This window comes from Pseudoalteromonas sp. Angola-30, from assembly GCF_028599215.1.
Taxonomy (GTDB): domain Bacteria; phylum Pseudomonadota; class Gammaproteobacteria; order Enterobacterales; family Alteromonadaceae; genus Pseudoalteromonas; species Pseudoalteromonas atlantica.
The window spans coordinates 64125-77499 of sequence record NZ_JAQREI010000010.1 but is presented as its reverse complement, the minus strand read 5'-3'; the positions used below and the strand labels follow the sequence as shown (position 1 = coordinate 77499).

The 13375-nt window shown below is 40.8% G+C and carries 12 protein-coding genes; 8 read left to right on the top strand and 4 right to left on the bottom strand.

Translation table 11 applies throughout. From position 1 onward, the window contains the following. Window positions 1-127 precede the first annotated feature (127 nt). The 5 genes from PSH54_RS13280 to PSH54_RS13260 all read left to right on the top strand — a co-directional run bounded on the left by PSH54_RS13280 (window position 128) and on the right by PSH54_RS13260 (window position 6524). Window positions 128-784 (top strand): carbonic anhydrase, encoded by a 657-nt coding sequence (locus PSH54_RS13280; protein WP_055255729.1) that lies wholly within the window; start codon window positions 128-130, stop codon window positions 782-784. Between the two features lie 422 nt (window positions 785-1206). Continuing rightward, on the top strand, window positions 1207-3783 hold the full coding sequence (gene nirB, locus PSH54_RS13275; RefSeq protein WP_273606314.1) for a nitrite reductase large subunit NirB: 2577 nt from the start codon (window positions 1207-1209) through the stop codon (window positions 3781-3783). Then, window positions 3770-4123, top strand: a complete 354-nt coding sequence (nirD, locus tag PSH54_RS13270; protein WP_024033472.1) for a nitrite reductase small subunit NirD — start codon at window positions 3770-3772, stop codon at window positions 4121-4123. The genes nirB and nirD overlap by 14 nt, the downstream gene beginning before the upstream one ends. 11 nt (window positions 4124-4134) lie before the next feature. Then, window positions 4135-5001, top strand: coding sequence for a uroporphyrinogen-III C-methyltransferase (gene cobA / locus PSH54_RS13265; RefSeq protein WP_273606313.1), 867 nt, complete (start codon window positions 4135-4137; stop codon window positions 4999-5001). Between the two features lie 269 nt (window positions 5002-5270). Beyond that, window positions 5271-6524, top strand: a complete 1254-nt coding sequence (locus tag PSH54_RS13260; protein ID WP_029771678.1) for a nitrate regulatory protein — start codon at window positions 5271-5273, stop codon at window positions 6522-6524. A 32-nt stretch (window positions 6525-6556) separates the two neighbouring features. Here PSH54_RS13260 and lepB read toward each other — a convergent pair whose 3' ends face one another. The 4 genes from lepB to aceK form a co-directional block, all read right to left on the bottom strand. Continuing rightward, complete coding sequence (gene lepB, locus PSH54_RS13255; RefSeq protein WP_004586775.1) at window positions 6557-7207, bottom strand: signal peptidase I; 651 nt, start codon at window positions 7205-7207, stop codon at window positions 6557-6559. Window positions 7208-7345: 138 nt separating this feature from the next. After that, on the bottom strand, window positions 7346-7600 hold the full coding sequence (locus tag PSH54_RS13250; protein WP_273606312.1) for a DUF2999 family protein: 255 nt from the start codon (window positions 7598-7600) through the stop codon (window positions 7346-7348). Window positions 7601-7703: 103 nt separating this feature from the next. After that, a complete protein-coding gene (locus PSH54_RS13245; protein WP_273586848.1) occupies window positions 7704-8666 on the bottom strand; it encodes a zinc-binding dehydrogenase in 963 nt (320 codons plus the stop codon). Between the two features lie 365 nt (window positions 8667-9031). After that, window positions 9032-10807, bottom strand: coding sequence for a bifunctional isocitrate dehydrogenase kinase/phosphatase (gene aceK, locus PSH54_RS13240; protein ID WP_273606311.1), 1776 nt, complete (start codon window positions 10805-10807; stop codon window positions 9032-9034). 117 nt (window positions 10808-10924) lie between these two features. Here aceK and PSH54_RS13235 point away from each other — a divergent pair, with 117 nt between their 5' ends. From PSH54_RS13235 to PSH54_RS13225, 3 genes are all read left to right on the top strand, one after another. Further along, window positions 10925-11872 carry a LysR family transcriptional regulator gene (locus tag PSH54_RS13235; RefSeq protein ID WP_055255714.1) on the top strand — a complete coding sequence of 316 codons (948 nt, stop codon included), beginning with the start codon at window positions 10925-10927 and terminating at the stop codon, window positions 11870-11872. Between the two features lie 82 nt (window positions 11873-11954). Continuing rightward, window positions 11955-12404, top strand: coding sequence for a GNAT family N-acetyltransferase (locus tag PSH54_RS13230; protein WP_248461624.1), 450 nt, complete (start codon window positions 11955-11957; stop codon window positions 12402-12404). A 531-nt stretch (window positions 12405-12935) separates the two neighbouring features. Beyond that, entirely contained in the window at window positions 12936-13367 is a 432-nt protein-coding gene (locus tag PSH54_RS13225; RefSeq protein WP_004586781.1) for a hypothetical protein, read from the top strand. The last annotated feature ends 8 nt before the right edge of the window (window positions 13368-13375 follow it).

The following is a 13375-nucleotide window of genomic DNA, read 5'->3' as shown; positions in this document are numbered from 1 at the left end:
CGAGTATGAAATTTATTAAACAGTGTAATAGTACAAAACAAACAAGAACAAAGTTATAATGGCGCTAATTTGTCAGGCGAATAAAGCTATAAATAACACGATTAAATTACACCAATAGGAGTTGTACATGGAACATATTATTTCGGGCGTGGCTAAGTTTCAAAAAGAAGTTTACCCATCAAAAAAAGCAGCGTTTCAAAAACTAGCCAATGGTCAAAACCCAGAAGTGTTATTTATCACCTGTGCCGACTCGCGTATTGATCCAAACTTAGTGACTCAAACTGAACCCGGTGAATTATTTATTTGTCGTAACGCGGGCAATATTATCCCGCCACATAGTAATCAAACCGGCGGTATGACAGCCTCAATTGAATTTGCGGTGGCTGCACTGGGCGTATCACACATTATCATTTGTGGGCACTCGGATTGTGGCGCAATGAAAGGCGCTATAAATACTGAAGGTTTATCAAGCTTACCGCACGTTAAAGAGTGGCTTGGCCACAGCCGCGTAGCAACTGAAGTTGTAAAAGAAAAATGCGGTTGCGCAGAGCTAAACAATAACGACCACCTAGGCTTAGTAATTGAAGAAAACGTAGTACAACAACTACAGCATATAAAAACACACCCTGCTGTGGCTGCAAAAATTGCAACCGGTCAAGTTAAGCTACACGGCTGGGTATATGATATAGAATCTGCAGAAATTAAAACCTACGATGAAGCAACGGGGAGCTTTAAACCTGTTGAAGATACCGATGTAGAAACCCTAGCAAAACAAAGCAAGTAAAACCGCTTTACAGTATTAATGCACTTAGTGTTATTTTCACCTCAAATTAACACTAAGTGCATTTTTTATTTATAGCCTAAACGCTTACTCCTCGTTATTAGTTAACGGCACAAATGCACTTTTATTGGCTAAGCATCACATTGTAGCCTCATTTTGTGCACTCCCATAGTGCTGGCACCGCACCAAAACAACTCAAATATGCGTAAGTAAAACCATTTAAAAGTAATGTAGCTATTAAAAAACAAACACTTATAAAAATGGCCGTGTTTTTGCTTATATGATAACCATACCGTTCGTTATTAAAACGACACACATTTAGGTTGTTATGACCACAGGCAAAGAAGCCCGCTCGCAGTTGCATTAATTTGTAACTGTGGCGGGCTTTTTTGTTTTTAAATTAAACCGTCATTGAGGGGATACCAATGCAAACACCAACAAAAATACTCATTATTGGGAATGGGATGGTTGGGCACCATTTTGTAGAGCAAATGCGCCATAGCGACGCTAACGCGCACATTACCGTACTGTGTGGAGAAGCAAATTTAGCTTATGACCGTGTTTACTTATCCAGCGTGTTTGATGGTAAAACAGCCGCCGATTTAGCCCTAACCACCTTTGATAATTATCAGCAGTTAAATATAAATGTGCATACTAACCAGTGGGTTAATGAAATAGATAAAACAAACAAGGTAGTTAGCACTCAAACCGGTGATAAATTTAATTACGATAAACTTATTTTAGCAACAGGCTCGTACCCGTTTGTGCCGCCAATTAAAGGAAATGACCAACCCCATTGCTTGGTTTACCGTACCCTAGAAGATTTAGAGCAAATAAAAGCAAGCGCTGCACAAAGTAAAAGTGGCGTAGTGATAGGTGGCGGCTTATTAGGGCTTGAAGCAGCCAATGCAATTAAGCAACTTGGGCTTGATACTCATGTAGTTGAGTTTGCACCCCAACTTATGGCGGTACAACTTGATGAACAAGGTGGCACGCTGTTAAAAAACAAAATTGAAAAATTGGGCGTAAGCGTGCATACCGCTAAAGCCACCAGCGAGATAGTAAAAGGCGAAACGAGCCGTTACAGATTAAATTTTTCAGATGACACGTTTTTAGAAACCGACTTAATTTTGTTTTCGGCCGGTATTCGCCCATACGATGAGCTTGGCAAAGTGGCCGAACTTGAATTAGGGCAACGTGGCGGTATTGTAATAAATAACCAATGCCAAACATCAAACCCTGATATATATGCTATTGGCGAATGTGCCTTGTGGGACAAAAAGCTTTTTGGCCTAGTCGCTCCGGGTTATAACATGGCTCGCGTGGTTGCAAGCCAACTTACAGGCGGCGAACTTGAGTTTTTAGGCGCCGATATGAGCACAAAATTAAAACTACTCGGGGTAGAGGTAGGCTCAATTGGCGATGCCCACGCTAAAACCCCCGATTGCAAAGAGTTAATTTATCAAGATCCTATTCGTGATTGTTATAAAAAAATTATTTTAAATGAGGCAGGCAACAAGTTATTAGGCGCAGTACTTGTTGGCGATACTAGCGATTACGACACACTGTTGCAGTACATGTTAAACGACATGGAATTACCCGCACACCCTGAGTGCCTCATTTTACCTGATAGCGAAGGAGCACCTGTTTTAGCGGGAAATGCCCTGCCCGATACCGCCACTATTTGTTCGTGCCACAATGTAAGCAAGGGCGACATTGTGGGTGCAATTGATGGCGGCTCATGCGATTTATCTGCAGTTAAAGCTTGTACCAAAGCCGCCAGCGGCTGTGGTGGTTGTGCCGCATTATTAAAATCGGTAGTCGACAGTGAACTTCAAAGCCGTGGGGTTGAAGTTAACAACCATGTGTGTGAACACTTTGCTTTTTCGCGCCAAGAGTTACTGCATTTAGTAAAAGTAGAAAGCATTAAAACTTTTGATGATTTGCTCTCTAAACATGGCAGCGGTCATCACGGCTGCGAAATATGCAAACCTGCCGTGGCCTCTATTTTAGCTTCAACGTGGAATGAGTTTATTTTAGAACCCGCTCATGTTGGCCTGCAAGACACCAACGACACTTACCTTGCAAATATGCAAAAAGATGGCTCTTACTCTGTCGTTCCCCGTATAGCGGGTGGCGAAATTACCCCCGACAAACTTATTGTTATTGGCCAAGTTGCCAAAGACTTTAACCTGTACTGTAAAGTAACCGGTGGGCAGCGTATCGACTTATTTGGCGCACGCCTTGAAGAGCTCCCTATTATTTGGGAAAGACTTATTGCAGCCGGTTTTGAAACCGGTCACGCTTATGGTAAATCGCTCAGAACCGTTAAATCGTGTGTTGGCAGTACGTGGTGTCGCTATGGCGTTCAAGACAGTGTTGGCCACGCGATTGCGATTGAAAACCGCTACAAAGGTTTACGCGCCCCGCATAAATTTAAAATGGCCGTATCGGGTTGTACTCGCGAATGCGCTGAGGCACAAAGCAAAGATATAGGCGTAATAGCAACCGAAAATGGCTGGAACTTATACGTATGTGGAAATGGCGGTATGCGCCCGCGCCATGCTGATTTATTTGCTACCGATTTAGATACCGAAACACTCATTAAATACATTGACCGCGTGATCATGTTTTACATTAAAACCGCCGATAAACTGCAGCGCACCTCAGTGTGGATAGAAAATTTAGAAGGCGGTTTAGATTATTTAAAAAGCGTAGTAATAGAAGACAGCCTAGGTATTTGCCATGAGCTTGAAACGCAAATGGCGCTTATAACTAAAACTTATGCCTGCGAATGGAAAAAAGCAGTTGAAAGTCCAGAGGCCTCAAAACGGTTCCGCCAATTTATTAATAGCCCAGATGCCGATAGCAATATTTTATTTGTACAAGAGCGCAACCAAATTCGCCCCGCAACAGAGTCTGAAAAACGTAACCAGCAAAATTCGACAAACCGTATCCCCGTAATGGAAATTGAGCAGGAGCAAGCTGATGTATTGGCATAAAATTGGAACAACCGACGACCTAGTTGCTAATAGTGGCGTATGCGCATTAGTAAACAACCAGCAAGTGGCCATATTTTATGTTCCACAAAATAGTGAGCCTGTGTTAGCCATTAGCAACTACGACCCGATAGGCAAAGCCAATGTACTATCGCGCGGCATTATTGGCTCTATTGATGGAAAATTAGTAGTGGCCTCCCCTTTGTATAAGCAACATTTTTGTTTAAATACTGGCGAATGCCTAGAAGCAGAGGCAATACAGCTCCCCGTATTTGAAGCCAAAATAGACAATGGCAATGTCTTTGTTAGCGCTGAGCCAAAAGCCATTACAGCGTTAGCATAAGGAGCAATAAAATGAGTGTTCTTTCGTATTTTTCGGGTATTGAAAGCCCATGGCTAAACAAGTTTGTTAATAAACTCACTCAAGATGCAAAGCACAAAGCTAAACATCAAAAAAACGGCCACGTGTATTTAATAGGGGCAGGCCCGGGCGATGCTGAGCTTATAACTGTAAAAGCGCAGCGCCTGATTGCAGCAGCCGACGTGGTATTGTACGACAGCCTAGTTAGTGAAGCGCTTTTAAATACACTGCCTAAACATGCGCAGCGAGTGTATGTAGGTAAACGCGCAGGCAAGCACTCTATGCCACAAGCTGCCATTAGTGCCTTATTAGTAAAATACGCACAACAAGGGTTTAAAGTTGTTCGTTTAAAAGGTGGCGATCCCAGTATTTTTGCGCGCATTAATGAAGAAGCCAACGCCCTATCACAGCACAATATTAATTTTGCTATTGTCCCGGGCGTTACTACCGCGTGTGCAGCCTCGGCTTATACTGGTATACCGCTTACTGCTCGCGATGTGGCCCGAAGTGTTACATTTTTAACGGCGCAATTTGCCGATCCTAATAAACTCCCTAATTGGCACAACTACACCTATGTACAAGGCTCTAACAACCCCACGCTAGTCGTCTATATGGGCTTAGGACGTTTAAACGCATTAAGTACTGGTTTGCAATCGGTTGGCTGGCCTAAAACAACCCCTGTCGCATTGATAGAAAATGCCACCACCAACCAGCAAAAAATAATAACCAGCACGCTTGAGAAAATTACTAGCGAGAGTACGGTGCACACATTAACGGGCCCTACGCTAATTATGGTTGGCGAGGTAATAAATCATCAAATGGCTATCAGCCCAGCGTTGCTGCAATGTAGTAACGCATAAATTCCCCCTCTGGTGTTTGCTCTGTGCAGTTTACAGAGTAAACACTTTTTTCCCCTAATTCATGAAGGGCGCAATCGAGTGCAAAAACAACTATTTTTGCACCAAAAAGGTTTATTCCTGTAATAAGGACAGATAAGTTAAAATGGGAACAAATAACAAGTATGGCTTTAAGCAGCTGTTTTAATTTAATTTTAAATTCAATCGAAAAATTTTTAAATGATTGGAACAGTGGTTGCACTTTATATACAAAAAAGTGTGGAACAAGTCCTATGTTATCGAGTAATCCTCTCACAAAACAGTTTTTATTAGCAGCAAAATACCAAGAAATTCATGCCTTAAAACAGCTTCAAAAAAGCTGTGCATCGCTTACTAAACTGGGCGATTTTATACATCAGTTACAAAAAGAGCGCGGCATGAGCAATATTTATTTAGCCTCTAACCGCAAACGTTTTGCCTCGCAGCTAAAACAACAAATTAGCTTAACAGAGCAAACACAAACGCAGTTTTACCACTCAATTAAAACGACCTTTATTACCGATAACGCCGACACGGGCCACACCCGTTTGTACAATTTAATTACCCATAGTTTGCAATCGTTAGAGGCGCTGCCAGAGCTGCGACAACAAATAGCAAATCAAAAAATTACCCCAGTGCATGCAACTCAATCGTATACGCAGCTTATTTCGTGTTTGCTAAATATAATTTTAGAAGCCGCCGATGGCGCAAGCGACCCGCGCGTTACACGATTGCTAGTGGCTTATTTTAATTTTATGCAAGGTAAAGAATACGCCGGACAAGAACGTGCCTGTGGCGCGCAAGCGTTTGCATCAAGTAAGTTTACCGTGGAGCAAAAACAACAGCTTGCTCATTTTGTTCAACAACAGCACCACAGCTTTACGTTTTTTAACGAATACGCCGACGAACACGTATTAAAATGCTATCGCTCGTTAACTGATCATCCCGTAAATAAGCAAGTGGATCAGCTACGCGGGCTTTTACAAAATTTAGATGACGAAAATGCGCAGCCGCTTTCTCAGCTTAGTGAGGTGTGGTACGAGGTAACAACAACGCGTATCGATATTATGCACAAAATTGAGCAAAACCTCAGTGACTACCTTATTGACTCTGCAGCAATGCAAATTGCTCAGGCTCAGCGCACTTTAAATTCAAATAAACAGGTTATAAGCAGCCTTGAAGAACAATACATGCCAATGACCGACGGGCAACTCGCGTTTAAACAAAATACCCCCCAAAATACCGCTGCTAATAAACTCAATAGTAATAAAAGCATGTACGACTTAATCATGGAGCAAAGCCAACATATTAAGCAAATAAATCAGGCTTTAGTTGATGCTAAACGGGTAATAACAGAACAAAAAATAATACATCAGGCAAAGTATATTTTAATAGAGCAGCTAAGCCTTAGCGAAGAGCAAGCTCATAAAAAGCTGCAAAAGCAAGCAATGGACTCGCACTGCTCGCTTTATAATATTGCGCAAAAAATTGTAGAGCTAAGCGATTAAAATCGGGCGTATGGTTAGCGCCCAAAACCGCCTTAAAGTAAGGGTTTTAAAAAGCGGTTTTTACGAGGTAAGTAATAATCGTCGTAATCAAGCGACACAATAATGCGCTCTGCTTTGCCAAGTAGTTCGCTGCGGGGGATTAAACCAATAACACGCGAGTCAGCACTGTGGTCGCGGTTATCACCCATTGCTAAATAATAATCTTCAGGAATAGTTATTTTATTAAAACCCGATAGCTGTGAAGGCGTATGCGCAACACGAATCGTATGTTTGTGGCCATTTAAATCTTCTATTTTATCTAAAGAATCAATATTGCTTTGCAAGTTATTGTATTTAAGTTTAACGCCATTAATTTCTAGCTCGTTGTTATAAAGCGCTACCGTATCGCCTGGCACACCAATTACGCGTTTAATTAACCGGTTATCAGCAGCTTGTGAGTCAAATACAATAATATCGCCTGTTTGTGGGTCGGCTAATTTAACTAAAGGAATATGTGTAAAAGGGATGCGTATATCATAAGCCATTTTATCGGTTAAGATTCTGTCGCCTTCTAATATGGTGGGTTTCATCGAGCCTGTCGGTACTTCATACCAATCGGCAACTGCGCTTCTAAACACGCTCATCAGCGCAATAAATAAAATTAACGAACGGTTATTTTTCCAAAATTTATAAAGTGGCTTCATACCTAGTCCCTACCTATCATAAGTAATAGTATGACTAGCTTAATACCAAGCAGTTCAATGAATAATGTAACAAAAAGTGTGGTGATTTTAGGTAGAATTACCAAGGCTTATGCCTTGGTAAGGAGTAATTCGTGAAGCTTATTGCTGGTTTAGCTTGTCTTTCGCTTCTTTTACTTTTTCAAAGTCTAGGCCGAGTTCGTCTGTGGCTTCTTTAATTAAGTGCGGCTGAGTCATCACCACGGCCATTAACTGCTGTAGTTTTTCAGGCGGAATACCAAGCTCTTGTACTAATGCCATTGCCATCATTGGGTTTTGTGTAAAGGCCTCGAACAATGCTTTTACTTTTTCGTCGCTTACACTGTGCTCTTTAAGTATTGCTAGTATTGGGTTCATTTTTAACCTTGTGTGTTTTGTACGTATTTTATATTTACTAAATTATATTAGCTGAGCCATGCATTAACAACGCCAACACACGCCTCAGTGTTACATTGGGTGGTTATTCTACAAGTAATACCACTTTACCGGCATTTTCATTACGCTCTAAAATAGCATGCGCTTCGTTTGCATCGCTCCACGGTAGTGTTTTATACACGTTAAAGTCGTACTTTTTAGTAGCAATATCATTGTAAAAACGCGCAACTAAGTCATCGCGTAATTGGCGTTTAAACTCAATGCTACGGTTTCTAAGTGTTGATGCATGAAACGAAATACGTTTGCGTAGTAGCGCTGCAAAATCAACCTCAGCAAAACGCCCATCTAAAAAAGCGAGCATAATAATTTGGCAATCCATGGCAGCAATAGCCGCATTTTTATTTAAATAACTGCCCGAAACAGGATCTACAATTGCATTTGCTAAAAGCTCATTTGCTTGCATATATTCTACAAAGTCAGTTGTTTTATAGTTAATGGCATGATCGGCGCCAAGGGCTTTTGCATGCTCGCATTTTTCATCTGAGCCGGCAGTAATAACCACCGTTGCACCTGCACTTTTAGCCATTTGAATAGCCGCACCGCCTACACCACTTGCCCCTGCATGAATAAGCGCTGTTTGGCCTTGTTGTAATTTACCCAGTTCAAAAAGCGCACCAAATGCTGTTAGGTACACTTCGCTAATAGCTGCACCTTCAACCATGGTTAAATCATCTGGCAATACCATTAATTGTTTAGCATCTATGGCAACGTATTCGCTGTAAGCCCCGCCTGCGCACAAGCTAAAAATACGTTTATTAAGCCAGCTTTTATCAACATCAAAACCAAGCTCAACCACTGTGCCTGCGCACTCTAAACCTAAAATGGGGCTATCCCCAGCTGGCGCTGGGTATTTACCTTGGCGCTGCATGCAATCAGCGCGATTTACACCTATGGCAGACACTTTTACTAGCACTTCGTGGCTTTTTAAAACCGGTTTATCGGTTTCACTAAATGCAAGGGTGCCACCCTCATGAGAAATATATTTCATTAATGCTCCGTATTTAGCCTTTTAATTAGGGCCTGTTAACCTTTCAGGATTAAAATTTGTTCAATCTAGGGGCCATTTAATCGCGGCGCGAGGTTTGTAACCTAGTGGGCTAAGTAAAAACCGAGCAAAGCTTCCGCGTCCTGCTCACGCCCCTTACCTACATCCATGTAGGCAACAAAGAGTAAATGGCCCCTAGGTAGAAACCCTTCGGGCAGCGCCTGTTTGGCATTTATGCTACGTTATCGCCTATTTATGGGGAACAACCACACTACATAGGCTCTGCCTTGCCTAATTACCAAACAGACGGCTGCAAATTTAACCTCGAAAGATAAACAGGCCCTAGCTAGACATGGGGTTAGTTATTTTTATTTAAACCGCCAGCTTTGTTTATACGGGTATACGTCAGGTAAAAAGCCTGATTTAATTTGTTGTTGGCAAGCTTGCCAAAAATCGGCTAAAAACAGATCGTTATGTTCGCAGTTAAAATAGTTAAATGCCGTTTCGTTTGCGCTAAAAAACACCTTAAACTGACTGGGGAAAATATCGTTTTCTGCTATATCAAAATAACTGTTGGCGCTTAGCTCCTCTAGGTCGTTTTGTGCGCTAGGTACATCTCTAAAGTGGCAATCAGTCAATGGGCAAATTTCATCAAAGTCGTAAAAAACAACGCGCCCCCAACGGGTTACGCCAAAGTTTTTCATTAGCATATCGCCTGGGAATATATTTGCGCCGGCTAAGTCTTTAATCGCTTTACCGTAATCGGTCATAACCTGTTGTAATGCTTTGTTAGAGCAGTGATTAATGTATAAATTAAGCGGCGTCATTTTTCGCTCAACATACACATGCTTTAAAATAAGCGCCTTACCCGATATAACCATGCTGCTGCCAATTTGTGCCTTCATTTGCTTAAGTAACTCGTCGCTAAAGCGGCTGAGGTCGAACGCTAAATACCTAAATTCGTGTGTATCTACTAAGCGCCCTACTCGGTCGGCTTGCTTTACAAAGTTGTACTTGGCTTTTACTTGCGCTTTGGTGGCTGTTTTTGGTGCACTAAATTTATCTTTTATTACTTTATAAACGTAGTCTAGCCCTTCAATGGTAAATACCAGCATAACCATGCCGGGAGTACCTGGTGCTGTCACGTATTTAAAATTAGTAGGGCTATTTTTAGTGGTATCAACTTTGTAACGATAAAACTCTGTTTTAGCGTGCTTAATAAAGCCAATGGCGTTAAATAACTCAAAGCGTTTTTTATGTGGCATCAGCACGCTTAAGTAATCTACATAACGTGCGGGTTGGTCGGTATCAACCATAAAATAGGTACGAGCAAAACCAAACAGTAAACTTAACTGATCGGCGCCCATCATTACGGCATCAAGCTTTAACCCTTTATTAGTATTTAATATGGCGATAGCAAAAGGCATATTATCGCCATTTTTAGCAATACAGCGCCCTATTAAGTAGCAGGCTTTGTTTCTAAAAAATAATGAATTTGCGTATTCTATAAACCCGTCGTTTAAATTTATAAGCTCATACACTTGTTTACATTGCTGCTTTGCACCGGCCATTAACGTTGTTTGCAATGCGTTTAAATCGGCGTCTAAATGACTAAAAGGTACTCTAAAAGCTTGGCGGGTAATGAGCGTTTTTACAGCATGGTTAAACCCATCTTTAAACGATATTCGCCTTACTAAATTTTCATACGAGCGCGGCTCGCTTCTGTATTTTGCTTTTAATACAAACAAATGTACTGTACGAATTTTTTTATCGTCCCAAATTGCACCAAAGGTAGAATTAAAAAAGGTATGCGCTATGGGTTTGTTTTCATGATTTTGCACCATATCGCCGTATATATTTTTAGCTAGCTGCCATGTTTGCGGGCAAGACAGTTCAGCGTAAGCAATAACTCTCACAGCTTCACTGACATTTTTTACTTCACGTTCGTACACTTGTAAGCGTTCGCGCATGGCAGTTTGCACATCGTGATATTTTTGTTGTTCAAACCGGCTTTGCGCACCTAGGGTAATATTTAAAAACTGCGCAAACATTGCTTCAAAGCCTGCAAAAACAGCGCGGGCCAACTTAGTAGCAATAACTTGCTGAAGCGCATTATTGGTCTGATTAGTTAACGATTTTGACATGGTTACAACACTTTTATTTTTACCACTTATAGCGGTTATTTTTTATTAATTATTTACACCTTAGCAAGCAGGCTTTAATTTAGGTAATTAATAAAGCATATAAATAAAATTGATCATATGAATATACGTAACGTCGATCTCAACTTATTAGTGTACTTAAATGTGCTCATTGATGAAAAAAGTGTTTCAAAAGCGGCTAATAAACTCGCACTAACACAACCTGCGATGAGTAACGCACTTAAACGATTACGTGATTTATTTGACGACCCACTACTTGTGCGTGCCGCAGGCTCTATGACCCCCACCAGCAAAGCACTTAGCTTAAAGCCTGAAATAGAGTCTCTTTTAAAAATGGCAGAGGCGATTACTCAGCCCAGTGAGCAATTTAACCCAGCAACGGCAGAGGTGACTTTTAGAATAATGGCAAACGACTACATGGAGTCGACCTTAATTGCCCCCTTTATTACTGAGCAGTTAACTAAAAACCCGGGGGTTAATTTTGATGTACTGAGTCCAAGCGATGTAAACCTACAAGATATGGAAAAAGGGACTATTGATTTAGCCATAAACCGTTTTAATGGCTTGCCTCGCTCGTTTCATCAAGCCAGTGTTTGGCGCGATAATTACTGCTGTTTAACCCACCCTAAAAATACCTTTTTACAGCATTCAAGCCTTGAAGATTATCTGCAAAAAGAACATGTTTGGGTAAACCGTGCAGGCTGGGGGCCAGAAGCCGCCGTTACCAATAAGTCAGGCAAGCAAAAACTAGGCTGGGTAGATGAAGCACTTTGGCAGCTAGAACAAACGCGTAAAATACGGGTGTTTACACGCCACTACATGATTGCAAGTTTGCTATGCCAATCAGAGCAACTTATTGCCACCTTACCGCGCAGGCAGGCTAAATTATTAACCACGCATACCGATTTAGTCATTAGCCCAGTACCGTTTCAAATAGTCCCTATTGAGGTAAAAATGATATGGAGCCCACTACTTCACCATGCTCCCGCACACCAGTGGTTACGCCGTGAGTTGCTTGAGTTTGCTAAAACAATTGCTGATAGGTAGTTTGTTATTCCCAGCTCATCAGGCGCTAGCGTTTTCAAAAATTGGCATGATGTTTTCGCTCAACTTTTTGCAGAAGAATACAATGATCAACAAACTTAATAATAAGAATACCGAGATAGCAAATATAATTTTTACTGTCTTTCAAAAGTCCTATGCTATCGAAGCTAGTTTGATAGAGGCACTTAACTTTCCTCCTTTGGCACGTAATACTGAAGATATTAAAAAGTCAGAAACAACCTTTTATGGCTTCATCGAAAATCAATGTTTAGCAGCGGTTATTGAAGTAGATACAAACAGCCAGTGTTTAGATATATGCAGCTTAACTGTTGACCCTAGTTATTTTAAAAAAGGTATCGCAAGTAAGCTAATAAATTATGTTTTAAAAATGAGTGATTTATCTTATGCAAGAGTTGAGACTGCGGTTGCTAATACTCCTGCAATAAATTTATATAAAAAGCATGGCTTTGTAGAGTTTAAAAGATGGACACCGTCACATGGTATAGAAAAGCTAGCTATGTCGGTTGCCACTTAAAGCATTATTAAAGAAACAGATTTATACAAATGGATAGTGCATCGATAATTGCGAGGAGTGTTATGTTTGGCGGTATAGGTATTTGCAGCTTATTGTCAGCGCTATTTTGAGAACCATTCTCTACTTTATTAAAGTTTAATATTACTGCAGTTAAATAAAATGAATGCTCAAATAAAAAAGCGCCAGGGTATTCAACTTTGGGAAAATACCATGGCGCTTTTGAAATCGTAGAAATAGGAGTGAACCCTACCCTTTATATTTAGCAACCTTGATGCCAACCCACCACAAAAATAAAAAACAATTAAAATCAAATACTTAATTAAACTATGCTTTTGATTATTATTTAGTGTGTCCCAGTTTTGTGCATTTTTATAGGTTTTTGCACCACTTTAAATAAGCATGCTAGGTGGTTTTTGGTTAGTTGTTATTTACTATTGATAAAATCAATGTCAGTTATTGAAAACAACAATTTCATTAATAATACACTTAGCGCTAAAGTGAAGTTAAGCCAACAAACTAAGAGTAATGATTATGACAACATCAAGCTTCACACAACAAGACGGGTTATTTATTGACGCTAATTTACATCAGTTTATTACCCAACAGTTATGCACTAAAACCAATGCCGCTGAGACATACCAAGCACTTGCTACCTTGGTTGATGAGTTTGGTTGTAAATGCCGTAAAACAAAGCACCAACCCGATGATATTTTAGAAGTAGATACACTACTGCATGCGTACCAGCGTAAAAACCACCCGCTTTGCCATGTAGATGCACAAACAACCGAGGCAGTACTTGATGAATACTGCTGCCAAGTACCGGCTATTATTGTAGTTGCATTAATGGATACGCTTAGTGGTACTCAGTGCGATGAACCTAATGCACACGATATTTACCACCGCGCTGCACAGCTTACTAATCGCCCATGTGTACACAAGGCAAAAACAGCCACAGCGGCCTAATAATGGAG